Annotated in this window: 19 protein-coding genes; 4 read left to right on the top strand and 15 right to left on the bottom strand. The window is 67.8% G+C overall.

The genetic code is table 11. The features are described 5' to 3' along the window. Positions 1-4: 4 nt before the first annotated feature. The 3 genes from pyrF to AC6LJ2_RS10385 form a co-directional block, all read right to left on the bottom strand. On the bottom strand, positions 5-823 hold the full coding sequence (gene pyrF, locus AC6LJ2_RS10375) for an orotidine-5'-phosphate decarboxylase (protein ID WP_025139477.1): 819 nt from the start codon (positions 821-823) through the stop codon (positions 5-7). 23 nt (positions 824-846) lie between these two features. Continuing rightward, positions 847-2,163, bottom strand: coding sequence for an NAD(P)/FAD-dependent oxidoreductase (locus AC6LJ2_RS10380; protein ID WP_445659214.1), 1,317 nt, complete (start codon positions 2,161-2,163; stop codon positions 847-849). A gap of 68 nt (positions 2,164-2,231) precedes the next feature. Then, positions 2,232-2,630, bottom strand: coding sequence for a diacylglycerol kinase (locus AC6LJ2_RS10385; protein ID WP_025139479.1), 399 nt, complete (start codon positions 2,628-2,630; stop codon positions 2,232-2,234). Between the two features lie 234 nt (positions 2,631-2,864). Between AC6LJ2_RS10385 and AC6LJ2_RS10390 the strand changes: the two genes are divergently transcribed. Further along, positions 2,865-4,469, top strand: coding sequence for a mannitol dehydrogenase family protein (locus AC6LJ2_RS10390; RefSeq protein WP_445657508.1), 1,605 nt, complete (start codon positions 2,865-2,867; stop codon positions 4,467-4,469). A gap of 76 nt (positions 4,470-4,545) precedes the next feature. Here AC6LJ2_RS10390 and AC6LJ2_RS10395 read toward each other — a convergent pair whose 3' ends face one another. From AC6LJ2_RS10395 to AC6LJ2_RS10450, 12 genes are all read right to left on the bottom strand, one after another. Then, complete coding sequence (locus tag AC6LJ2_RS10395) at positions 4,546-5,346, bottom strand: ABC transporter ATP-binding protein (protein WP_445657507.1); 801 nt, start codon at positions 5,344-5,346, stop codon at positions 4,546-4,548. Further along, on the bottom strand, positions 5,343-6,146 hold the full coding sequence (locus AC6LJ2_RS10400) for an ABC transporter ATP-binding protein (RefSeq protein WP_498151320.1): 804 nt from the start codon (positions 6,144-6,146) through the stop codon (positions 5,343-5,345). Before AC6LJ2_RS10400 ends, AC6LJ2_RS10395 begins: the two co-directional genes overlap by 4 nt. After that, positions 6,143-7,129, bottom strand: coding sequence for a branched-chain amino acid ABC transporter permease (locus tag AC6LJ2_RS10405; RefSeq protein WP_498151321.1), 987 nt, complete (start codon positions 7,127-7,129; stop codon positions 6,143-6,145). Before AC6LJ2_RS10405 ends, AC6LJ2_RS10400 begins: the two co-directional genes overlap by 4 nt. A gap of 10 nt (positions 7,130-7,139) precedes the next feature. After that, a complete protein-coding gene (locus AC6LJ2_RS10410) occupies positions 7,140-8,060 on the bottom strand; it encodes a branched-chain amino acid ABC transporter permease (RefSeq protein ID WP_498151322.1) in 921 nt (306 codons plus the stop codon). A gap of 54 nt (positions 8,061-8,114) precedes the next feature. Further along, on the bottom strand, positions 8,115-9,290 hold the full coding sequence (locus AC6LJ2_RS10415; RefSeq protein WP_445657505.1) for an ABC transporter substrate-binding protein: 1,176 nt from the start codon (positions 9,288-9,290) through the stop codon (positions 8,115-8,117). 54 nt (positions 9,291-9,344) lie between these two features. Beyond that, positions 9,345-10,346, bottom strand: a complete 1,002-nt coding sequence (locus AC6LJ2_RS10420; protein ID WP_498151323.1) for an amidohydrolase family protein — start codon at positions 10,344-10,346, stop codon at positions 9,345-9,347. A gap of 133 nt (positions 10,347-10,479) precedes the next feature. Then, positions 10,480-11,031, bottom strand: a complete 552-nt coding sequence (locus AC6LJ2_RS10425; protein ID WP_025139487.1) for a 3-hydroxyanthranilate 3,4-dioxygenase — start codon at positions 11,029-11,031, stop codon at positions 10,480-10,482. A 518-nt stretch (positions 11,032-11,549) separates the two neighbouring features. Continuing rightward, entirely contained in the window at positions 11,550-13,112 is a 1,563-nt protein-coding gene (locus tag AC6LJ2_RS10430) for an ABC transporter substrate-binding protein (RefSeq protein ID WP_498151324.1), read from the bottom strand. Between the two features lie 35 nt (positions 13,113-13,147). Beyond that, positions 13,148-14,284, bottom strand: coding sequence for a C45 family autoproteolytic acyltransferase/hydrolase (locus AC6LJ2_RS10435; protein ID WP_263910390.1), 1,137 nt, complete (start codon positions 14,282-14,284; stop codon positions 13,148-13,150). Positions 14,285-14,661: 377 nt separating this feature from the next. After that, positions 14,662-16,227: an efflux transporter outer membrane subunit gene (locus tag AC6LJ2_RS10440; RefSeq protein ID WP_498151325.1), complete on the bottom strand. Its 1,566-nt coding sequence runs from the start codon at positions 16,225-16,227 to the stop codon at positions 14,662-14,664. 2 nt (positions 16,228-16,229) lie between these two features. Continuing rightward, the gene (locus tag AC6LJ2_RS10445; RefSeq protein ID WP_445658378.1) at positions 16,230-19,400 is read right to left on the bottom strand and encodes an efflux RND transporter permease subunit; all 3,171 of its coding nucleotides are present in this window, start codon (positions 19,398-19,400) and stop codon (positions 16,230-16,232) included. After that, entirely contained in the window at positions 19,397-20,503 is a 1,107-nt protein-coding gene (locus tag AC6LJ2_RS10450; RefSeq protein ID WP_445658379.1) for an efflux RND transporter periplasmic adaptor subunit, read from the bottom strand. The genes AC6LJ2_RS10445 and AC6LJ2_RS10450 overlap by 4 nt, the downstream gene beginning before the upstream one ends. Positions 20,504-20,663: 160 nt before the next feature. On the opposite strand from AC6LJ2_RS10450, the gene AC6LJ2_RS10455 reads away from it, so the two are divergent. From AC6LJ2_RS10455 to AC6LJ2_RS10465, 3 genes are all read left to right on the top strand, one after another. Next, entirely contained in the window at positions 20,664-21,287 is a 624-nt protein-coding gene (locus AC6LJ2_RS10455) for a TetR/AcrR family transcriptional regulator (RefSeq protein ID WP_263910396.1), read from the top strand. Positions 21,288-21,415: 128 nt separating this feature from the next. Beyond that, complete coding sequence (locus AC6LJ2_RS10460; RefSeq protein WP_263910397.1) at positions 21,416-23,386, top strand: BCCT family transporter; 1,971 nt, start codon at positions 21,416-21,418, stop codon at positions 23,384-23,386. 201 nt (positions 23,387-23,587) lie between these two features. Then, positions 23,588-24,724 carry an efflux RND transporter periplasmic adaptor subunit gene (locus tag AC6LJ2_RS10465; RefSeq protein ID WP_498151326.1) on the top strand — a complete coding sequence of 379 codons (1,137 nt, stop codon included), beginning with the start codon at positions 23,588-23,590 and terminating at the stop codon, positions 24,722-24,724. The last annotated feature ends 9 nt before the right edge of the window (positions 24,725-24,733 follow it).

The raw sequence follows: 24,733 nt of genomic DNA on the forward strand, positions 1-24,733 counted from the left end.
CCGATCAACGTACCGCGTTGATCGCGTCGCGCAGGCCGCGGGCGGCCTGGCCGGCGGCGTCGCGCCAGTCGTCGCCGCCGCTGGCGTAGATGATGGCGCGCGACGAGTTGATCATCATGCCGCTGCGCGCGGCGTTGGCGCCGGCGTTGACCGTGGCGGTGATGTCACCGCCCTGGGCGCCGATGCCGGGCACCAGCAGCGGCACCGCGTCGCCGATGCGCTGGCGCACGGCGGCCAGCTCGTTCGGGAAGGTCGCGCCCACCACCAGGCCGCATTGGCCGTTGGCATTCCATTTGTCGGCCACCAGCCCCGCCACGTGCAGGTAGAGGGGTTCGCCGTTATCCATTTTCAGGAATTGCAGGTCGGAGCCGCCGGGGTTGGACGTGCGGCACAGCACGATCACGCCGCGGTCGCGCCAGGCCAGGTAGGGCTCGACCGAATCCAGGCCCATGTAGGGGCTGACGGTCAGGGCGTGCGCCTGGTAGCGCTCGTAGGCTTCGCGGGCGTAGTTTTCGGCGGTGGAGCCGATGTCGCCGCGCTTGGCGTCCAGCACGATGGGCAGGTCGGGGTGCTTGTCGCGGATGTGCTGGCACAGGGCTTCGAGCTGGTCTTCGGCGCGGTGGGCGGCGAAGTAGGCAATCTGGGGCTTGAAGCTGCAGGCGTACGGCGCGGTGGCGTCGACGATGTCGCGGCAGAACTGGAAGATCGCGTCGGGCTTGTCCTGCAGTTCGCGCGGGAAACGCTGCGGATCGGGGTCGAGCCCGACTTGCAGCAGCGAGTTGCGGGAGGTCCAGGCGTGTTCGAGTCTTTGGAGGAAATTCATGGGGAAGTGATTATTAACAGGCCCTAGTGCAGTTTGACCCGGGGACGCGTGCGCCGCATGAGCAGGCGGGCCAGGGCCAGGGAGGCGGTGCGCGAGATGCCCAGCACCGCTTTGTGGTGCATCAGGTGCAGGCTCATGTACATCAGGCGCGCCAGTGTACCGCTTACGAAGAGGCCCCGTCCGGCCAGCTTGCCCATCAGGCTGCCCACGCCGGCGTCCTGGCCCAGCGACACCAGCGAGCCGTGGTCTTCGTAGACGTAGGGCGTGGTGGGTTCAGCCGTGCCGCGCAGGCGGGCGGTGATTTTCTTGGCCAGGTAGTCGGCCTGCTGGTGGGCGGCCTGGGCGCGGGCGGGCACCGTGCGGCCGTCGCGCCAGGGCGCGGCGCAGCAGTCGCCCAGCGCCAGGATGTGCGGGTCGGTGGTTTCCAGGCGTTCGTTCACTTCGACCTGGCCCAGCTTGTTCAGGGGCAGGTCCAGGTCGGCCAACAGCGCCGGGCCCTTGATGCCCGCCGCCCACATGCAGAGCTGGGCGGGGAAGGTACGGCCGTCGGCGGTCTTGACCGAATCGGCGGTGACTTCGGACACGCGGCAGGCGGTTTCGACGCGGATGCCGAGTTCGGTCAGGCGGGTGGTGGCCGCGGTGGAGATCTTTTCGGGCAGCGCCGACAGGATGCGCGGCGCGCCTTCGACCAGCGTGATGGCCAGGTCGCGTTCGGCGCGGAAGTTCGGCAGGCCGTAAGCACTGACGACGTGGCTGGCTTCGGTGAGTTCGACCGCGAGTTCGACGCCGGTGGCGCCGCCGCCGACGATGACGAGATCGAGGCGGGCGGACGGATCGCGCACCTTGGCCTGGTCGACCAGCGCCATGGCCTTGAGCATGGTCAGGCGGAACTGCTCGGCGTTTTCGGTGGTGTCCAGCGTCACGGCGTGGTCGGCCGCGCCGGGGGTGTTGAAGAAGTTGGACGTGCTGCCCAGGGCCAGCACCAGGGTGTCATAGGCCAGCTCGCGGCGTGGCAGGACTTCCTGGCCTTGGGAATCGGACACCGGGTCGACGGTGACCAGGCGGCGCTCGCGGTCGACGCCGACGAGCCGGCCCTGCGCGAACGAAAAGCCGTTCATGTGCGCCAGCATCAGGTAGGACAGGCCTTCCTGGTGGATATCAAGCGTGCCGGCCGCTGCTTCGTGCAGCGACGGCTTCCAGATGTGGAATGGACGGCTGTCGACCAGGGTGATGTGCTGGCGGCCGTGGATGCGGCCGAGCTTGGCGGCAAGTTCGAGGCCGCCGGCACCCCCGCCGACGATGACTATGCGTTCCGGGGAAGCGGGCTTGGTGTTGGGCATCATGGCTCCCAGTATAGAGGCGCCGGTACGGGCGCGGGGGCCGGGGCGGGCAAGCCGGCGTCCGACTTTCAGTGCATGACGAACCGGCTGACGGCCACGCCGACCCATACGGCCACCGTGAACAACAGCAATAGCATAACGGCGGCGCTGCCCAGGTCCTTGGCGCGGCCCAGCAGCGGGTGGGTGTCGACCGACAGCGCGTCGGCCAGCGCCTCGACTGCGGAATTGAGCAATTCCACCGCCAGCACCAGGATCACGGTGCCGATCAGGAAGAAGACTTCGACCGTGGTGCGCCCCAGGAAGAACGCGGCGGGGATGAGCAGCACGGCCAGCGCCAGTTCCTGGCGAAACGCCGCCTCGTACTTGATCGCGGCCTTCAGGCCCTGCAGCGAATAGCGCAGCGCGTTCAGGATGCGGCGCAGGCCGCCTGTGCTTTTATAGGGCGAGTGGTGCGGATTCGTGGACATGGGGGTGCGTAATAAGGCCGGGGGTGGCGGCTTTTTAACAGATATGGATTGCCACCGTGGTTCGGACTTGCGGTCTTGCGGCCGCCGCCGTCACGGAACGCGTTTTGACGTAATACTACGTTACGTTTTGCCTTCGCCGCAGCCATACGATACGCTGGCGCGAATTCCCACCCACGCGCCCGTCTGCTGGCCTGTCGGCAGACGCACCACGGCGACTTTTTGGCACTGCAATCCATGCTCGAACGTTTGAATACGGAGTCGTTGACGCGTCTGCCCGCAGACGTGGAGAAACCCGCCTATGACCGCAGCCGGCTCACACCGGGCATCGTGCACCTGGGGTTGGGGGCGTTTCACCGGGCGCACCAGGCGGTGGCCACCGATCTGGCCATGGCCGCCAGCCAGGACTTGTCGTGGGGCATCCTGGGGGTGTCGCTGCGCAGCGCCGCCACGCGCGATGCGCTGGCGCCGCAGGACGGGCTGTATACGCTGGCGTTGCGCGACAGCGCGCCAGACGGCGAGCCGCGCGAACAGTTGCGCGTGGTCGGGGCGGTGCAGCGCGTGATGGTGGCCGAGGAAGACCCCAACGCGGTGCTTGAGCGCATCGCTTATCCGCAGACCCGCATCGTCAGCCTGACGATCACCGAGAAGGGCTACAGCCACGAGCCGGCCACGGGCCACTTGCGCTGGGACGACCCGGACATCCTGCACGACCTGGACAACCCGATTCGGCCGCGCAGCGCGATCGGCCTGTTGGTCTACGGCCTGGCGCTGCGCCGCGAGCGTGGCCTGCCGCCGCTGACGCTGCTGTCCTGCGACAACCTGCAGGCCAACGGCGACACCCTGCGCAGCCTGGTGCTGGCCTTTGCGCTGCGCATCGACGTGGGGCTGACCGGCTGGATCGACAAGCACTGCACGTTCCCCAATTCCATGGTCGACCGCATCGTGCCGACCACCCGCGACGAAGACCGCGCGCGCATCGCGCAGCGGCTGGGCGTGGAAGACGCCTGGCCGGTGGTGGGCGAGCCCTACCTGAACTGGGTAATCGAAGACAGATTCGCCGCCGGTCGCCCCGCCTGGGAGGCCGCGGGCGTGACCTTCGTGGCCAACGCCGCGCCCTACGAGCGCCTGAAGCTGCGCATGGTCAATGGCCCGCATTCGGCGCTGGCCTACCTGGGGGGCCTGCTGGGCATTGCCACGGTCGGCGAGGCGGCCGCGCTGCCGGCGCTGCGCGATTTCGTGGACGACCTGATGCGCTGCGAGATCGCGCCGACGCTCAAGGGCATTCCGGACGTGGGGCTGGAAGGCTACCGCCATCGCTTCCTGGCGCGCGTGGCCAATCCCGCCTTGCCGCAGTGGACGCGGCAGATCGCCACGGACGGCTCGCAGAAGCTGCCGCAGCGCTTGCTGCCGACCATTCGTGAACGCCTGCGTGGTGGCGACGACATTCGCCGGCTGACGCTGGTGGTGGCTGCGTGGCTGCACTATCTGCGCGGCCAGGACGAGACGGGCGCACATCATGCCATCCAGGACCCCCTGGCCGCGCCGTTGGCCAAGCTGCTGGCGCGGGCCGACGTGGCGGCGCGCGCCTCGGCGCCGAGCCAGGCCGCGCATCGCCGCGCCATGGTGCTGGCAGGTTATCGGCCCGTGTTTGGCGACCTGGGCAAGAAGCCGGTGTTCATCGCCGCGCTGGCCGCGCAGCTGGAAACGCTGCGCGAGCATGGCGTGCTGCATGCACTGCAGGCGGTCGCGCACGAGCCGGAAGCTGCGGCCCCGATCCCGGACGAAAGCGAAGCCGCCGTGGCGGCATCATTGCGCGAGCCCGCCGGCGTCGGCGCCTGAACGGCGGACCTCTGTGCGACGCATCGGGCGCTTGCAGGCGCCCGATTTTTCTTGGGGCGCACTGCGTCCCTGGCCGCTACACCCCCAGGTATTGCAGCAGGCGCGGTTCGTCGTCGATGAAGGCCTGCGAGGTGCCCGTCCAGGCCACGCGGCCCTTTTCCACGATGGCATGCCGATCGGCCGTGGCCAGCAGCGGCTCAAGGTTCTTGTCGATGCACAGGACCGCCAGGCCGGTGCGCTTCAGGCTTTCCAGCGCCTGCCAGATTTCCTCGCGCACCACCGGCGCCAGGCCTTCGGTGGCTTCGTCCAGGATCAAGAGGCGTGGGTTGGTGAGCAACGCCCGGCCGATCGCCAGCATCTGCTGTTCGCCGCCTGACAGATGGCTGCCCAGGTGGCGCGCGCGTTCGCCCAGCCGTGGGAACAAGGCGTAGACCCGGTCCAGCGTCCAGGGGGCCGCCAGGCCCTGGCGATTGTGGGCGGTGGCGACCAGGTTTTCGCGTACCGACAGATTGGGGAACACGTGGCGGCCTTCGGGCACCAGGCCGATGCCGCACTGCGCCACCTTGTACGAGGGCAGCGGCGTGATGTCGCGGCCGTCGAACGCGATGGCGCCACGGCTGGCGCGGTTCAGGCCCATGATGGCTTTGACGGTGGTGGACTTGCCCATGCCGTTGCGGCCGAGCAGCGTCACGAATTCGCCGGGTCCGATGTCCAGGTCGATGCCGAACAGCGCCTGGCTGGCACCGTAGTGCGCGGTGACGCCGCGCAGTGACAACAAGGGGGCCGGGCGGTCGCTGCGGGGGCCGGCTTGCGATGCGCGGGCAGCCGGGTCGCCGATCGCTGCGCCATTCACGAGACTGCCTGGCACGCGGCTCATGCGGCGGCTCCCGTCGCGGCCTGTGCCTGGGCCGCTTGCGCACGGCGGCCGGCGTGGCCCCGTTCGCTGCCCAGGTAGCATTCGCGCACCTGCGGATCGCGGCGGATGTCGTCGGCGTTGCCGCAGGCCAGGGCGCGGCCATACACCAGCACGGTGATGCGGTCGGACAGGGCAAAGACGGCTTGCATATCGTGTTCCACCAGCAAGATGGTGTATTGCCCGCGCAGCCGTTGCAGCAGCCGCGTCATGGCTTCGGATTCGTGCTGGCTCATGCCCGCCATGGGCTCGTCCAGCAGCAACAGGGTGGGCTGGCACGCCAGCACCATGGCCAGCTCCAGCTGGCGCAGCTCGCCGTGCGCCAGTTCGCCGGCCGGGGTGTTGGCGCGGGCGGCCAGCCCGGCCAGTTCCAGCGCCTGGTGCGCCGGATCGCGCAGCGCGGGCGTGGCCAGCACCGGCCGCCAGAAACGAAAGCTGTGGCCGCGCCGCGCCTGCACCGCCATGATGACGTTTTCCAGCGCGGTGAAGGGCTTGAACACGGAAGTGATCTGGTACGAACGCGCCAGGCCGTGGCGTACGCGCTTGTCGACCGGCATGCAGGTCACGTCCAGCCCGTCGAGCAGCACGCGCCCGCCGTCGGGCCGCAGTTCGCCGCTCAGCTGGCCGATCAGCGTGGTCTTGCCGGCGCCGTTGGGGCCGATGACGGCGTGCAGTTCGCCGCTGGGCACGTCCAGCGACAGGTCGTCGGTGACGGTCAGGCCGCCGTAGCGCTTGACCAGGTTTTCCACGCGCAGGGTGCTCATCGCGGTGCTCCGGTGGGGCGCGGCGTGGGCCGCAGGCCGCCCAGGCGCCAGGGCTTGGCTGACAGGCCGCCATACAGGCCGCGGCGCGACACCAGCACCACGCCCACGATCAATAGACCCATCACCAGCATCCAGTGGTCGGTCAGCAGCTTCAGGCCTTCTTCGAGCAGCAGGAACGCCAGGGCGCCGGCGACGGGGCCGAACAGCGTGCCCAGGCCGCCCAGCGCCACCATCACGATCAGTTCGCCCGACGTTGTCCAGGCCAGGTAGGACGGCGATACGTACAGCGTCAGGTTGGCCAGCAGCACGCCGGCCACGCCGCACACCATGGCCGAAATCACGTAGGCCGCCAGCCGGTAGCGCAGCGTGGCAAAGCCCAGCGCGCGCATGCGCCGCTCGTTGGCCTGACAACCGCGCAGCGCCATGCCGAAGGGCGCGTGCACCAGCCGGTGCAGCGCACCCAGCGTGCACAGCAGCACGCCAAAGGCGGCGATGTACAGCGCCAGCGGCGTATCCAGCCGGAACAGGCCGAAGTCGCTGCCCGAGAACAGCGACATGCCGTCGTCGCCGCCAAAACCTTCCAGCCCCGTCGCCAGGAAATAGAACATCTGCGCGAAGGCCAGGGTGATCATGATGAAGGCGATGCCGGACGTGCGCATCGCGACGTAGCCGCTGACCACCCCGACCACGGCGCACGCGCCCAGCGCCGCCGCCAGGTGCAGCCAGCCGTTGTCGATGCCGTAGTGGTTCAGCACGCCCACGGCATAGGCGCCCAGGCCCAGGTACAGCGCATGGCCGAAGCTGACCATGCCGCCATAGCCCAGCAGCAGGTTCAAGGCCAGCGCCGCGATGCCGTACACCAGCACGCGGCCGAACAACGCCAGCAGGAAGGGCTCGCCTTGCCACTGCGCATACAGCGGCACCAGGGCCAGGACCAGCAACAACAGGCCGGCGGCCAGTTTGCGCGCAGAGAGTTCAAGCATGGTGCGCCCCTTATCCGTGCCGTACGGGAAACAGGCCTTGCGGCCGCAGCGCCAGCACCAGCGCCATGACGATATAGATCAGCATCGATGCGATCGCCGGGCCGGCCGCGTTGGCGGCGGCGGGCGACAGCGCCGCGCGCAGCAGCGCCGGCAGCAGCGCGCGGCCCAGCGTGTCGATCAGCCCCACCATCAGCGCGGCCAGGAAGGCGCCGCGCACCGAGCCGATGCCGCCGATGACGATCACCACCAGCGTCAGGATCAGGATCGGTTCGCCCATGCCGGTCTGCGCCGACAGGATCGGCCCGGCCATCAGCCCCGCCACGCCGGCCAGCACCGCGCCCAGCACGAACAGCAGCGTATTCAGCCGCGCGATGTTCACGCCCAGTGCACCCACCATCATGCGGTCGGTCGATCCCGCGCGGATCAGCATGCCCAGCCGGGTACGGTGGATCAGGACGTAGCAGCTCGCGGCCACCGCCAGGCCCGCCACGATGATGAGAAAGCGGTAGAGCGGATACGTGACGCCCAAGAGGTCGATGGTGCCGGACAGCCACGACGGCAGTCCCATGCTGATGGGCGCGGGCCCCCAGATGATGCGCGTGAGCTCGTTGAAGAACAGGATGAAGCCGAAGGTGGCCAGCACCTGGTCCAGGTGTTCGCGCGGATACAGTCGCGCCAGCGCGATGCGGTCCAGCAGCAGCCCCAGCAGCGCCATGCCGGCCACCACGGCGGCGGCCGCCAGCAGGAACGAGCCGGTGTGGCGGAACACGGTGGCCGCGATGAAGGCGCCCATCATATACAGCGAGCCGTGGGCAAGATTGATGAAGTTCATGATGCCGAACACCAGCGTCAGGCCGGCGGCCAGCAGGAAAAGCAGGATACCCAGTTGCAGGCCGTTCAGGGCCTGTACCAGCAGCAGCGTCGCGGACATGGAGCCTTACCTCTCATCTGCCTCGGCGGCCCGGTTGCGCGGGCCGCCAGGGCTTCATTTCATGACGCACTGCGTGGCGTACTGGTCCGATACCTTGGACAGGTCGGGAAAGATGGGGCCCTTGTTGACGAAGCCCACCTTGCCGTCCGCGCCCTGCGCCACGTCGGCACGGAAGAAGCCGGCCACCGGGAAGTGATTCGGCTGGTAGCGGAATTCACCGCGCACCGATTGGAAATCGGCGGCTTCCAGCGCGCGGCGCAGCGCGTCCTTGTCGTCGACCTTGCCGCCGGTGCGCTTGAGCGCCGATCCGATCAGCTGGGCCGCATCCCACGATTGGGCGGCATAGCTGGAGGGCTCGCGACCGTATTTCTGCCGGAACGCGGCCGCAAAGGCCTTGTTGGCGGGGTTGTCCAGGTCGGGCGAATAGGGCACGTTGGTGACGGCGCCCAGGGCGTCCTGTCCCAATGCAGGCAGGGTGGCGCCGTCGATGGTGTCGACCGACAGCAACGGGATCTTGCCGAACAGGCCCGCCTGGCGGTACTGCTTGACGAAGTTCACGCCCATGCCGCCGGGAAAGAACACGTAGGCCGCGTCGGGTTTGGCGTCGGCCAGGGCGGCCAGTTCCACCGAGTAGTCGGGCTGGTTCACCTGGGTGAAGACTTCGTTGACGACTTCGCCCTTGAAGAAGCGCTTGAAGCCGGCCATGGCGTCCTTGCCGGCCTGGTAATTGGGCGCCAGCAGGTAGACCTTCCTGAAGCCCATCTGGTTGGCCATTTCGCCGCTGCCTTCGTGGCGCTGCGTGTTGTTCCACGAGCTCGAAAAAAAGAAGGGCGAACAGTCCTTGCCGGCCAGGTTGGTGGGGCCGGCGTTCGAGCCCACCAGGAACACGCCGGCACTGGTGACGGGCCGGGCCACGGCCAGCATCACGTTGGAATACACCACGCCGGTGATGATCGGCACCTTGTCGCTTTGCACCAGCTTGCGCGCGGCCTGCACGCCGACTTCGGGCTTGAACTGGTCGTCTTCCTTGATGACCTGCACGGGCACGCCGCCCAGCTTGCCGCCGCCTTGCTCCACGGCCAGCATGAAGCCGTCGAGCTGGTCCTGCCCCAGCACCGAGCCGGGACCGGTCAAGGTGGTGAGCAGGCCGATCTTGACGTCGGCCCAGGCGGGCGCGCCGTGGGCCAGGCCCAGGGCCGCCAGGGCGGCCAGCAGATGGATGCGTTTCATGGTGATTCCCCTTGCGTTGCCGTGTCTCACGGTCATGTGGTGACGATGCGGCGTTCAGCGGCCCAGGCCGAAGAACGTCACGGTGTTGCCGAACAGAATCTTTTGCTGCACGGCCGGCAGCAGGTCTGAGTGCGCAACCAGCTTGCCGACTTCCTGCTCGCCCAGCGGATACGGGTAGTCGGACCCCAGCAGCACGCGGTCTTCGCCCATGACGTCGATCAACAGGCGCAGCGAGCGCGGGTCGAACACGGCGCTGTCGACGTAGAAGCGGTCGGTGTAGGACGAAGGCAGTTGCGGGCAGTCTTGGCGGATGATGTCGCGATGGCGCCAGGCGTTGTCGACGCGGCCCAGCAGAAAGGCAAAGCTGCCGCCGCCGTGGGCAAAGCACAGCTTCAGGCTGCGCGGAATACGCTCGAAGGCGCCGGACAGGATCAGCGACAGGATGCCGAGCTGCGTTTCGGCTGGCATGGCGACCAGCCAGGGCAGCATCCATTTTTTCATGCGGCCGTCGGTCATCATGTCCCAGGGGTGCACGAGCACCGGGATGTCGTCGTGGGCGCAGTGCACCAGGAACTGCACCAGCGTGTCGTCGTCCAGGTCGCGCGGGCCGACGTGGTTGCCGATCTGCACGCCCAGGTGGCCGGCAGCGCGGGCGCGCGAGGCTTCGCGGCAGGCCAGATCCAGGTCTTGCAGCGGCACCTGGGCCAGGGCCTTCAGGCGGGCGGGGGCGTGGGCGCAATGTTCCAGCGCCAGGTCATTCATGCGGGCGGCCCAGTCGGCCGCGGCCTGGGCCGGGTAGGTGTAGCCGAACATGACGGGGGTGGCGCACAGGATCTGCACGTCAACGCCGTGGCGATCCATCTGCGCCACGCGCAGGGCCGGATCCCACAGGGTGGCGTCGACGGGGCGGAAAGGGCGGTCACCGGCCATGATCTGGCCAGTGGAACCATCGCCGTCGCGCCTCAGCCAGGGGGCGTTGACGGGGTCGAGCTCGGCCGCTTCCTGCCGCGTGATGGGCGGAAAGAAGTGGGCGTGCATGTCGATTTTCTGGGTCATGGGCAAGGCGTGCAAAAGGCGTGGGATGAAGGCGGCTTGTCGCGGGTTGGGCAACGGGATGCGCGAGGGCAAGCGCGGATCAGGCAAGCGGCTGTCGTTCAACAGACAGCCGGGGTCAAACCAAGGCGCGGGGTCAGGCGGGCGCGGGCTGCGTGGCCGGGGCCTGCGCCTTGCCGGGGTGGATGGCGCCGCAGCCGGGGCAGGTGCGTTTCTGTTCGCTGCCGTAGAAGCCCTGGAACAGGGGCGGCAGGTCGGTGACGATGCTTTTCAGTTGGACTTCGACGCGGTGTACCAGGTGGCCGCAGTGGGGGCAATACCACTCGAAGCCGTCGAGCAGGCCTTGCGGGCGCTGGCGTTCGATGACCAGACAGGCGCTGTCGGTTTCAGGGCGCTGGGGGGAGTGGCGCACGTGGGGCGGCAACAGGAAGATGTCGCCTTCCTTGAGGTCGACGCGTTCGGGCTTGCCGTCGATCCACAACGAAAGCCAGGCGTTGCCGCGGACCTGGTAGAAGAATTCTTCCAACGGGTCGTCGTGATAGTCGGTGCGGTGGTTGGGGCCGCCGACGACGGTGACGATGAAGTCGGCGTCCTGCCAGATCTGCTGGTTGCCGACGGGGGGCTTGAGCAGGTGGGCGTGGTCCTGGATCCAGCGCTGGAAGTTCAGGGGCGGGCCGTAGGCGGGCATGTCGATCTCCGGGGAGGCTTGGGCTGGCTTTGATGATGGGAGTCTAGGCGGGTGGGGGGGCGGGGGGACAATAGAAATTGTGTGATCAGATATGCGGGTTATCTATCGCGGGGTTTCCCTTAGGGTTTTTTTGGGGGCTTTCATTTATTGCTTATGTGGTTGTTGGTGATTGCTAATGTGATAGTTGGGTTGCTGGTGGTGGGGTGGGTTCTTAAGTCGCGCGGCGTCGTGGCGGGAGGCGAACGCGGGGCTACGATTGCGGTCCGGAGCCTTCGCTCCGGACTGGCCTCGGCGGCCCCCCCCTTTGTCATCGTCGTTGTCGCCTTCGGCGACTGCCTTCCGATTCCCTCGGGCGCAATCTACACGCCCCGCACACCGCAGGCCACCGACGCGTCAGGCTCTACTGTCTGTACCTTGGCGGGCGCTGGGGCGAGTTGTTTGCCTGGCGTATTTGTTTTCCTGGTTCCGCAATGCAAAGAGGCCGCTTTCGCGGCCGCTTTGCATTTTGCTGTGCGGCTTTACTTCGCCACGCGTTCCACTTCCCAGGCGCGTGGTTTCTTCACGGCCCAGGGGGTGTAGCCCTTGACGTCCGTGCGGTAGGCGCCGATGTCCAGGCCGTTGTAGAGCGGGATGCTGGGAACGTCGGTCAGGAACAGTTTGTGCAGGTGGTCGAACGAGGTCTGGCGTTTGGCGTGGTCGGTGTCGACCGAGGCGGCGTCCAGGAGTTTCTGGGCGTCGGGGTTGTCCCAGACTTTGCGCGGCTGTTTGGTTTTGTCGCCGGTGACCATTTCGTAGTTCAGGGCGGCGTCCAGGCGGGCGGAGTAGGGGAAGGTCATCATCTGGTAGGTGCCGGCGTTGTAGCGGTCGAGCTGGGTGGCCCATTCGGCGACGGACAGCTTGGCGTTGATGCCGGCGGCCTGGAGCATGGCCTGGATGATGACGGCGGAGTTGTAGGACTGGGGGTAGCGCTTGGTGGTCATCAGCTCGATTTCCTGGCCCTTGTAGCCGGCTTCTTTCAGCAGCTTCTGGGACAGGGCGACGTCGTATTTCCAGCCTTCTTTCTGGGTGGCGTCGTGGTAGGGCGAGACCAGGGGGACGATGGAGTTGTTGGGCTTGGCCAGGCCTTCGGTGACGGCGGCGGCCAGTTGTTCGTAGTCGATGGCGTGGGCCAGGGCCTGGCGCATCTTGGGGTTGGACAGCAGCGGGTCCTTGGTTTGCAGCAGCAGCGCGGTCATGCTCATGACGGGCGCGTAGGCGACCTTGACGTTGGGCGTGGCCTGCAGGACGGGGACGTCGTTGTTGGAGACGTCTTCGATGATGTCGATGTTGCCGCGTTGCAGGGCGGCCTTGGCGGTGGAGTCGTCGGGCACGATCATGAAGCGCACTTCGTCGACCAGGGGGCGCTTGGAGCCGGTGTAGCCGTCGAGCTTGCCGCCGCGGTTGGCGTAGTCGGCGAATTTGGTGAGGCGGATGTATTCGCCGCGCTTCCATTCGGCGAGTTCGAAGGGGCCGGTGCCGATGGGCTTGTCCCAGGTGCCGTCGGGCTTGACGGAGGCCTTTTGCAGGATGCCGGTGCCGCCGCAGTCGGCGCGCGCGAGCGAGGCCAGGAACAGGCTGCTGGGTTTTTCCAGGTGGTAGACGACGGTCTGGGCGTCGGGGGCTTCGATGCCGGTGACCTTGACGGTGCCGCGGCCATCGAATTCGCTGGAACAGCGCCAGCCGGAGTTGGCGGCGGTGTAGTGCTGCCAGGTCCAGAGGACGTCGGCGGAGGTGAGGGGGGCGCCGTTGTGGAACTTGACGCCCTGGCGCAGCTTGAAGGTGTAGGTCTTGCCGTCGGGGCTGATGTCGATGGATTCAGCCAGGAGGGGGCGCACTTCGGCGTCTTCGCCGTAGGCCACCAGGCCTTCGACGATGTGCAGGACGACGGCATCGCTGTTGCTGTCGCGATTGACGCCGGGCTCGGTCGAGCGGATGTCGGCGGTGAACGAGATGCGCAGCGGCGGCTGGGCCTGGGCCCAGGCCGATCCGGCCAACGCAGCCAGCGCCAGCGCAACCGCGGTGTTCAAGAGTTTTGTTTTCATTGATTGGTTTCCAGGGTTGCGCGCGCGGCCTGGGATCAAGCGGCGGCCAGCAGTTCGGGTTCGGCGGTGAGGCTGTAGCGGGTGAACGTGCGGTTCAGCGCGGGCAGCGGGGCGACTTCCATCAGGCCGGCGGCCGGCTCCATGATGACCATGGACACGGTGGCGGACAGGTTGTCGTGGCTGCCAGGGCGCGGCGGGCGGCAGACCGAGTACGGGGCGCCGAAGTCGTCGAACAGGGCGCGCTTGAGGTCTTCGCGGGTGAGCTTGTCTTTTTCGTTCAAGAGGCGGCGCACGCGCCAGTCGCGGTAGGCGCTTTCCGGGGTGCTGGCGCGGCCGGTGTCGCGCAGCTTGCCCAGGGCGACTTCGCTGACCCAGTGGTTGGCGTGCACGATCAGGTCGTCGCTGCCGGGGTAGATGGGGAAGGCCTCATCGGTGGTGCATTCGTAGTCGACGCCGAAGCCGGCGGCCATGCCGATCATGATGTTGTTCGAGCAGGACTTGGGCGTGGTGCTGACGGCCTTGATGGCCAGGGCGAAGTGTTCCTGTTCGAGCACTTTGCGGCGGATCAGCGACAGCGGCACGCCAAGCTGGCGGAAGTCGCGGTCGGATTCCAGGTAGTTGGCGGTGATGGACACGCCGGCGCTGTTCAGGCCGCTGCGGGCCAGGCCGCCGGCTTCGACGAAGGTGAGGATGTCGGGGCCGTTGTCGTTGCGCACCCGCAGCACGATGGCGGTGTCGACGCATTCGGCGCGCCAGTCCCAGTTCTGGCCGTGGATCAGGCGGCCATTGGCCGAGCGCGTGGGCAGGATGAGGGCGCCGGTGCAGCCATCGCCGGGTTCGAGTTCGGCGGCTTTTTTCTTTTCGGCGCGGGCCTTGGCGATGACTTCGGTGCGGGCGTTGACCATCACGATGTCTTCGAACGGCACGTTGGCGCCGGCGGCGATGCCGCGCATTTCTTCCAGGTAGTGCGGCGCGAAGTTCTCGATTTCGCGGGCAAAGCTGGTGATCAGCTGGGTGCGCGCCATGGCGTCATAGCCCAGGTCGACCAGGGTCTGGCCGTACATGGCGGCGCTTTTGCGCACGCGGTCGGCAGCCTGCTGGCCGTAAGCGCGGCCACGGGCTTCGGGGGTACCGGAAACCGATACGAACGGAAATTGGGTGATCTGGGTCATGAACGGATAGCGGCGCGAGGGCGCCGTGCAGTCGGGGGGGAAGGGGAGGATGAAAAAATATTAGCTTATTTTGGCGCCAAAAATACCCAGGGTTTGCCCGGGGGCGCCTAGCCGGGGGCGCCTGGCTGGGAACGCCGAGCCGGGAGACGCCGAGCGGGAGACGTCGACCCGCGGGCACTGAGCGAGAAAGGCATTCCATGCGGCCAGGCTGAACGCCATCGTGCAGGACCAGCCCACCGCGCTGCCACAGGCGGCGCGGCGATCGAATCGGCTGGCGCAGGCGTTGCGCATCAAGGCACAGGCCCCGCGCTGGAAGCGTCGGGGGCCTGTGCGGGGCAGCCTTGGCGCCGCGTGTCAGCGCGGGGCTTGGCGGGGATTTACTGCTGCTGCTGCTGCTGCTGCTGCTGCTGCTGCTGCTGCTGCGAGGGCGGCACGGTCGCGGTCGAATTGGCCGTGCCGTCCGCCGGCGCCGTGCCGGCCTGGGCCGTCGCCTGCGGCGCCCGCAGGGGCGAGCCCATGGCCTGGAACAGCGCCGCCGTTTCCGTCAGCCGGGCGCTGGCGTATTCCACTTCGCGCACCCGCGCGGCGACGTAATGCTGCTCGCTGGCGTAGGCCGTGTACGGCGCCAGCGCGCCCAGGCGGACCTGGCTGGCGGTGTTGCGGTGCGATTGCTCGGCCGCCCGGCGCGACGCTTCGGCCGAGGCCAGCGCCTGCCCGTCGGCGTCCAGCCGCGCCAGCGTGTCCGCCACGTCGCGGAACGCCGTCAGCACGGTCTGCTTGTATTGCAGCACCGAGGCTTCGTAACGTTCCTTGGCCGCGCTGCGTTCGGCCAGCAGCGCGCCGCCATGGAAGATCGGTTGCGTCAGCGACGCGCCCACCGCCCAGATCGACCCCGCGCCGGACAGCGCGGCAGGCCAGCTGAAGCCGCCCTTGCCCATGGAGGCCGACAGCGACAGGCTGGGGAACAGCTGCGCGGTGGCTACGCCGACGTCGGCGGCGGCGGCTTGCAGCACGGCTTCGGCGATGTGGATGTCAGGCCGGGCGGCCAGCAGTTCGGATGGCACCAGCACCGGCACTTCAGGCGGCACGGCCAGCATGCCGAAGGCCAGATCGGGCGGCGCCTGGTCGGGGCTGCGGCCCATCAGCACGGCCAGCGCGTGGCGCGTGGTCTGCCATTGCGCCCGCAGGCCGGGCAGGGACGCTTCCAGCGTGGCGGCATCCTGGTCGGCCTGCAAGGCATCGTTCTGCGAGGCCGATCCCAGTTCGTAGCGGCGCTGCGTGTCGCGCGCCACCTGGCGCGACAGCACGACCTGCTTTTCGGTCAACGCGACGCGTTCGGCCAGCGACGCCGACGTGATGGCGCCGGTGACGATGTTGCCGGCCAGCGAACGGCGCGCCGATTCCAGCTGGAACGCCTGCTGCTCGACCTTGGCCGCGCGCGATGCGTTTTCAAAGCGCGCCGCGCCGAACAGGTCCAGGTCGTATTTGGCCTGGATCTGGCCGGTGAAGACGTTGTAGAGCGCAGTGGGTTCGGCCAGGTTGGGCATGGTCAGCGCACGTTTGCGCGTGACGTCGGTGCCCGCGTCGATGGACGGCAGCAGCGACGAATTGACCTGTCCGCGCAGTTGTTCGCGGGCGCCGGCCAGGTTGCGTTCGGCGGCAGCCAGGTCGGGGCTGTTGGCCAGGCCTTCCTCGACCATGGCGTTCAGCGCGTCCGAGCCATAGCGTTTCCACCATTCGGGCACCGGGCGCGCGCCTTGCTCGTAGCGCTGCGCCACGCCCTGGGCGGGGGCGCCGGCGGCGGGCAGGGCCTCTACGCCATAGTGCGTGGGCGCGGCCAGCGCCGGCGGCTTGCTGTCGGGGGCGAAGGCGCAGGCGCCCAGCGCCAGCACCAGGGGCAGCGCGGCCAGGCGCCAGGCGGGGACGGGGTGACGGGGTTGCATCGTCAGGCTCCTCGTACGGCGGTATCGCCGGCATTGGCGCCGGGCGGCACGCCTTCGGGTTCATCGCGTTCGTCGTGGCGCACGCGGAACCAGGCCGCGTACAAGGCGGGCAGGAAGAACAGCGTCAGCACGGTGGCGCTGGTGATGCCGCCCATCAGGGCGGTGGCCATGGGGCCGAAGAAGTTGCTGCGCAACAGCGGAATCAGCGCCAGCACAGCGGCCGCGGCGGTCAGGGTGATGGGGCGGAAACGCCGCACCGTCGCCCCGACGATCGCGTCCACCCGCTTGTGGCCGGCGCGGATGTCCTGCTCGATCTGGTCCACCAGGATCACCGAGTTGCGCATGATGATGCCGAACATCGCGATCACCCCCAGCATCGCCACGAAGCCGAAGGGCTTGCCGAACAGCAGCAGCGCCGCCACCACGCCGATCAGGCCCAGCGGCGCGGTCAGCACCACCATCAGCACGCGGGCGAAGCTTTGCAGCTGCACCATCAGCAGGGTCAGCACCGCCACGACCATGATCGGCATCTGCGCATTGATGGACGACTGGCCCTTGGCGCTTTCCTCGACCGGGCCGCCGACCTCGATGCGATAGCCCACGGGCAGTTCGGCCCGCAACGCGTTCAGCTTCTTGTCGATGGCGTGGGTGACGTCGATGCCCTGGGCGCCGCTCTTGACGTCGGCCTGCACGGTAATGGTGGGTTGGCGGTCGCGTTCCCAGATCACGCCGTATTCCAGGCCGTAGCGCACGTGGCCCAGGCTGCCCAGCGGCACCGGGCCGTTGGGCGTGGGCATGGCCAGGGTGGCCAGCCGGGCGGGGTCGATGCGTTCGTCGTTGGGCGCGCGCAGGCTGACGTTGATGAGCTTGTCGCGTTCGCGGTATTGCGTCACCGTGTAGCCCGACAGCGTCATGGCCAGGAAGCTGGAAATGTCGTTCGACGTGACGCCGACCTCGCGCGCTTTCTGCTGATCGATGTCGAACCGCACCGAGCGTTCGGATGGCTCGTCCCAGTCGAACTGCGTGTTGACCGAGCGGCTGTCCGCGCGGACCTCGGCGGCCACCTTCTCGGCCACCTGGCGCACGTCGGCAATCTTGTCGCCGCTGACACGGAACTGCACCTGAAAGCCCACGGGCGGGCCGTTCTCCAGCCGCGACAGGCGGCTGCGGATCGCCGGGAACTGCTCGTGCAGCATGGGTTCGAGCCAGCGGGCCAGCTTTTCGCGTTCTTCCACCGAGTTCGCGGTAATGACGATCTGGGCGAAATTGGGCGTGGCCAGCTGCTGGTCCAGCGGCAGGTAGAAGCGCGGCGCGCCGGTGCCCACGAAGCTCACCGAATGGGCGATCTCGGGACGGCCGTCCAGCGCCTTTTCCAGCCGTTCCACCTGGCGCAGCGTGGCCGCGAACGACGCGCCCTCCTGCAGCCGTACGTCCACCAGCAGCTCGGTACGGTCCGAACTGGGGAAGAACTGCTGCGGCACCAGGCCGAAGCCAGCCATCGACACGACGAAGATCACGATGGTGGCCAGCAGCACGCGCCAGCGGCGATCCACGCACCACGCCACCCAGCCTCGCAGGCGCTGGTAGAAGCGGGTGTTGTAGATGTCGTGCTCGTGGTCATCGGGCAGGTGGGCCTCGCGCTTGCGTTCGGGCAGCATGCGATAGCCCAGCAGCGGAATCAGCACCACGGCCGCGAACCACGAGGTGATCAGCGCAATCGCCGACACCTGGAAGATGGAACGGGTGTACTCGCCGGTGCTGGACTTGGCCAGCGCGATCGGCAGAAAGCCCGCCACCGTCACCAGCGTGCCGGTCAGCATCGGGAAGGCGGTGCTGGTGTAGGCATAGGCGGCGGCGCGCGCGCGGCTCCAGCCCTGTTCCAGCTTCACCGCCATCATCTCGACCGCAATGATGGCGTCGTCCACCAGCAGGCCCAGCGCCAGCACCAGCGTGCCCAGCGACACCTTGTGCAGGCCGATGCCGAATACATCCATGAACAGCGCCGTGATGGCCAGCACCACGGGAATGGAAATCACCACCACCATGCCGGTGCGCAGACCCAGCGACACCAGGCTGACGATCAGCACGATGGCGACGGCCTCGGCCACCGAACGCAGGAATTCATCGACCGAGAACGACACGGCCTTGGGCATGCTCGACACTTCGGTCAGCGTCAGGCCGGCAGGCAGCCGGGCCTTCAATTCGCCGAACTTGGCGTCCAGCGCACGGCCCAGGTGCACCACGTCCTGCCCCGGCTGCATCGTGATGCCGATGCCCAGCACCGGCTGGCCGCCGGTACGCATCTGCTCGGTCGGCGGGTCGTCGTAGCCGCGATGGATGGTGGCGATGTCACCGAGCCGGATCGACTTGCCGTTCACGCGGATCAGCGTTTCGGCCAGGGCGCGGGTATCGCTGAACTGGCCGCTGGGCCGCACGAAGATGCGGTCGTCGGCGGTCGTGAGCGTGCCGGCGCTGGCCACCGCGTTCTGGCTGTTGATGGCCTCGGCGATCTGTTGCGGCGACACGCCCAGGCGTGTCAGCTGGGTATTGCTGATCTCGATGTAGACGTGCTCGGGCTGGTCGCCGAAGTAATCCACCTTGGCCACGCCCGGCACGCGCAACAGCACCGTGCGCAGGTTGTCGGCGTAGTCGCGCAGCTGGGCCGGCGAAAAGCCGTCGCCCGCCAGCGTGTAGATGTTGGTGTAGACGTCGCCGAATTCATCATTGAAGAACGGCCCTTGCACGCCTTGCGGCAGCGTGGCGCCGATGTCGCCGACCTTCTTGCGCACCTGGTACCACTCGTTGGCGACCTCGCTGGCCGGCGCCGAGTCTTTCATGGTGAAGAAGATCAGCGATTCGCCCGGGCGCGAATAGCTGCGCATGAAGTCCGTGGACGGCGTTTCCTGCAGCTTCTTGGCGATGCGGTCGGTGACCTGTTCCTGTACCTGCTGCGCGGTGGCGCCGGGCCACAGGGTCTTGATGACCATCACGCGGAACGTGAAGGGCGGGTCTTCGGACTGCGCCAGCCGCGAATACGACAGCACGCCGAACAGCGTCACCAGGGTGATGAGGAAGATCACCAGCGGCTGGTGCCGCAGGGCCCAGGCCGACAGGTTGAACTTGCCTTCTTCGTGGCGATGCGCGTCGGGATGTTCGGGAACCGGCGCGCTCATGATGCGAAGTCCTCGGGGTGCAGCGGCGGCACCGCCTGGACTTTCTGGCCCGCCGACACGGCGTGCACGCCTTGCCAGACCACCCGTTCTCCGGCCTGCACGCCTTGCGACAGCGTGACGGTGCGCGCGTCGTAGCGCAGCACCTGCACGCGGCGCAGTTCCAGCGTGTCTTCCTGCGGCTTGACCACCCACACGGCGGGTTCGGTGCCGTCATGGAACAGTGCGGTGGCCGGCACGGTGTAGGTGACGGCGCCGTTGGCCTGGCGGTTGTCGAAGCTGATGTTGGCCGTCATGCCCAGCCGCACCTCGGGCGGGGGCGATTCGAGGGTCAGCTTGGCGCGGTAGGTGCGGCTTTGCGGGTCGGCCGCCGGCGCGATCTCGCGCAGCACGGCGTTGAAGGTCTTGCCGGGCAACGGCGCCAGCGTGACGGTGGCACGCTGGCCGATGGTCAATCCGGCCAGCACGCTTTCGGGCACATCGCACAGGGCGTCGACATCGCCGGACCAGGCCAGGTTGTAGACCGCCTGGCCGGCGCTGACGTTCTGGCCGGTGTCGGCCTGCTCGGCGGTAATCACGCCGGCGTGGTCGGCCTGCAACGTCGTGTACTTGAGCTGGTCCGCCGACAGGGCGGCCTGCTGCTGCGCCTGGTCGCGCTGCGCCAGGGCCGAGGCGTAGGCGTTGCGGGTCTGTTCCAGCTGGTTCGCGGCGATCAGGTTTTCCTTGGCCTGGGCGCGGTCGCGGTCCAGCTGCTGCTTGGCGTAGTCCAGCTGGTGCTGGGCGGCCGACAACTGGGCGCGCGCGCTGGCGGCGTTCTTGGTGGCGTCGGCCGGGTCCAGCCTGGCGACCACCTGGCCGGGTTTGACCGTGTCGCCCAGGCGCACCAGGCGTTCGACGATCTTGCCGCCCACGCGGAACGACAGGGGCGTGCTGTAGCGTGCCTGCACTTCGCCGGGCAGGGTCCAGGCGGGCAGGGTGGCGTCGGCCTTGGCGGGCATGGCCACGACAGGCCGCGGCGCGGGCGCCTCGGGTTCTTTGCTGCCGCAGCCGGTCAGGGCCACTGCCAGAGTCAGCGCGGCAAGCGCGCCAGGGACAGGGAAATTCACGAAACACCTCGCGACGCGGGCAGGAAGAGAGACGGGTGCGAGGCGGCCTTCACAGGCTGTCGAGACGCGCTGGCAATCCGATACGGCATGGATTCTAATGCAGCAATGTATTCAAATACAAGTGTGAATCTGAAATGCGAGGCGGTGCTAGAATCGCCCCATGTCAAAAGTCCGCCTTACCCGAGAGCAAAGCCGCGACCAGACGCGCCAGCGCCTGTTCGATGCCGCGCAATCGATCTTCCTGTCCAAGGGTTTCGTCGCCGCCAGCGTCGAAGACATCGCCGAGCTTGCCGGTTACACGCGCGGCGCGTTCTATTCCAATTTCGGCAGCAAATCCGAACTGTTCCTGCAACTGCTCAAGCGCGACCACGAAAACGTGATGGCCGACATGCGCGCCATCTTCGAAGCCGGCGAAACCCGCGAGCAGATGGAAGCCAGCGTGCTGCAGTACTACAGCACCCATTTCCGCGACAACGAGTGCTTCCTGCTCTGGATGGAAGCCAAGCTGCAGGCCGCCCGGGACCCGGAATTCCGCGTCGGTTTCACCGCCTGTCTGCGCGAATTGCGTGAAGCCACCACCGAATACGTCAGCCAGTTCTCCGAACGCGTCGGCACGCCGTTGCCGCTGCCGGCCCGCGAACTGGCCATCGGCCTGTTGGCCCTGTCCGACGGCATGCAGTTCAGCGCCGCGTTCGACCCGCAAGGGGTGCCCCCGGAAACCACCGAAGCGGTGCTGGCGGGGTTTTTCCGCCGGGTCGTGTTCGGCGAGCGCGACCCCGGCTAGGGGCCGGCCACCCGCCCGCCGCGTTGTCAGACGGGGGCGCGGCATGATAGTAATAGCGGCGGCGCGCCGGCTGGACTGAGGGGGCCAGCGCCGCAGCCACGCATCCCTCGGGCGAAAGGAGCGGCAGCATGTCTTCAGAAACCCGACCATCCACCATCAACCGACCGGTATTCTTCTCGGCCGCGTTGTTCACCCTGTTGCTGGTGGGCTTTGCCATCACGGCGCCCAAGACCGCGCAGAACCTGTTCGACACCATCCAGCGCTGGATCCTGGGCAATGCCAGCTGGTTCTACATCCTGGTGGTCGCCATCATCCTGCTGTCGGTGGCTTTCCTGGCCATCAGCCGCTATGGCGACATCAAGCTGGGGCCCGACCACAGCGAGCCCGACTATCGCAATTTCACCTGGTTCGCCATGCTGTTCTCGGCCGGCATGGGCATCGGGCTGATGTTCTTCGGCGTGGCCGAGCCGGTCATGCACTTCATGTCGCCGCCGGTGGGCGAGGGCGCAACCGCTGCCGCGGCGCGCGAGGCCATGAAGATCACGTTCTTCCACTGGGGCCTGCACGCCTGGGCCATCTACGCGGTGGTGGCGTTGACGCTGGCATTCTTCAGCTTTCGCCACGGGCTGCCGCTGACCCTGCGTTCGGCCCTGTACCCGCTGATCGGCAACCGCATCCACGGCCCCATCGGCCATGCGGTCGACGTCTTCGCCATCATCGGCACGGTGCTGGGCGTGGCCACGTCGCTGGGCCTGGGCGTGGCGCAGATGAACAGCGGCCTGAACCACCTGTTCGGCATTCCGGTGGGCGTGATTCCGCAGATCATCCTGATCCTCATCACCTGCGGCCTGGCGACCCTGTCGGTGGCCAGCGGGCTGGACAAGGGCATCCGCATCCTGTCCGAGGCCAACATGGTGCTGGCGGTGATCCTGCTGCTGTTCGTGCTGGTGGCCGGTCCCACCGTGTTCCTGCTGCAGACCTTCGTGCAGAACACCGGCGCCTACCTGTCCGACATCGTCAACAAGACCTTCAACCTGTATGCCTACGAGCCGTCCGACTGGATCGGCGGCTGGACGCTGTTCTACTGGGGCTGGTGGATTGCGTGGTCGCCGTTCGTGGGGCTGTTCATCGCCCGCATCTCGCGCGGCCGCACCATCCGTGAATTCGTCAGCGGCGTGCTGCTGGTGCCGGCCGGCTTTACGCTGTTCTGGATGACGGTGTTTGGCGACACCGCCATCCACTTCATCCTGGTCGACGGGGTCAAGGGCTTCGCCGAAACGGTCAAGGACGACAACGCCCTGGCGCTGTTCGCCTTCTTTGAATTGCTGCCCTTCAGCAGCATCATGTCGATCTTCGCCATCGCCATGGTGGCCGTGTTCTTCGTCACCTCGGCCGACTCCGGCGCGCTGGTGGTCGACCTGCTGGCCTCCGGCGGCGCCGACCGCACGCCGGTGTGGCAGCGCATCTTCTGGTCGCTGTCGATGGGCGCGGTGGCCATTGCGCTGCTGCTGGCCGACGGCCTGACGGCGTTGCAGACGGCCACCATCGCCAGTGCGCTGCCGTTCTCGATCATTCTGCTGCTGTCGCTGTGGGGGCTGTTCAAGGCGCTGAAGCTGGACGCCACCAAGCGCGGCATCCGCTACCAGTCGCTGACCCTGTCGCGGCCGACGCGCGGCGGTCAGTCGTGGGAACGGCGGCTGCGCAACATGGTCATGATGCCGCGGCGCGCCCACGTGGTGCGTTTCGTGTCCGACGTGGTGACGCCCGCGCTGGAGGACGTGGCCGACGAATTGCGCAAGCAGGGCTACGACGTCGCGGTCAAGGAAGACGCCGACCAGGGCAGCGCGGTGCTGGAAGTGAACCACGGCGAACACCTGGACTTCTTCTATTCGGTGCAGCCGCGGGCCTTCGTGCGCCCCAGCCTGACCCCCGAAGAGGCGGCCGACGAGGAAGAACGCAAGTATTTCCGCGCCGAGGTCCACCTGCGCGAAGGCGGCCAGGACTACGACATCATGGGCTGGAGCCGCGATGCGGTCATCGGCGACATCCTGGACCAGTACGAACGCCACCGCCATTACCTGCATATGGTGCGCACCTAGACGCTTGGGACGCCCGGTCGGTCCCACTGCCGGCCAGGCCGCCTTTTCCCCACTTCCCGATCTCCCGCCGCCGGCCTCGCGCCGGCGGCTTTTTTTCGTCGATAGGATTCATCAATCCTCAACATTACTTTAGGTATTTTGACTTCCTGCGTGATTTCCCGGATTATCCAAGTCATTCCTTTGATAAATAGCGAGCGAATCATGAAGGCAACATCTGGCGCATGGGCGGCCGGCATCCTGGTCGTGGCGGTGGTGGCGGGCGGCGGCCTGTATTGGAAGTTCGGCGGGGCGTCGCACAAGGGCGGCTGGGCCATGGCGCCGGCCAAGGTCGCGGTGGCCCCCGCCATCCAGGCGGATTTCCCGGTGGCGCTGTCGGGCATCGCCTCGCTGGAGGCGACCCGCCAGGTGCTGGTGCCCGCCGAAGTGGACGGCCGGGTGGCGCAGATTCTGTTCACCGCCGGCGAGCGGGTGCGCGCCGGCCAGCTGCTGGTGCAACTGAACGACGCGCCCGAACAAGGCGAGCTGGCCCGGCTGCAGGCCCAGGCCAGGAACGCGCGGGCCCTGCTGGACCGCACCCGCCGCCTGGTGCCGCTGCAGGCCGCCACCCGCGAGCAACTGGACCAGGCCCAGGCCGACTACGACCAGGCCGCCGGGGACATCAAGCGCATCCAGGCGCTGATCGAGCAAAAGCGCATCAAGGCGCCGTTTGACGGCGTGCTGGGCGTGCGCCGCGTGAACCTGGGCCAGTTTGCGCGCGCCGGCGACCCGCTGGTGTCGCTGACCGACGCGGCCAGCGTCTACGCCAACATCACGTTGCCCGAGCAGGCCCTGGGGGCGCTGCGGGCCGGCCAGCCGGTGGCGGTGACGGTCGATGCCCACCCCGACCGCGTGTTCGAAGGCGCCGTCACCACCATCGAGCCGCAGATCGATCCCGGTTCGCGCACCGTGCGCGTGCAGGCCACCCTGGCCAATGCCGACGGCGCACTGGCCGCCGGCATGTTTGCCCATGGCAAGGTGGTGCTGCCGCCGCGCCCGGGCGTGATCACTGTGCCGGAAACCGCCGTCAGCTACAGCGCCTACGGCGATTCGGTCTATGTCGTGTTGCCGCCCAAGGCGGGCGACGCCTCGGCGACGCCGACCGTGGCCCAGGCCTATGTGCAGACCGCCGAACGTGCCCAGGGGCGGGTGGTGGTGACCAAGGGCCTGAAGCCCGGCGATCGGGTCGTGACCTCGGGCCAACTGCGCCTGCACAACGGCGCGGCCGTCGAGATCAGCGCCCAGGACACCGTGGCGCTGGATGCCGGCGCCGCGCCCCAATCCGTGGCGCAAGCCCGATGAGCGCACGGA

This window comes from Achromobacter sp. 1014246743 (assembly GCF_059760725.1).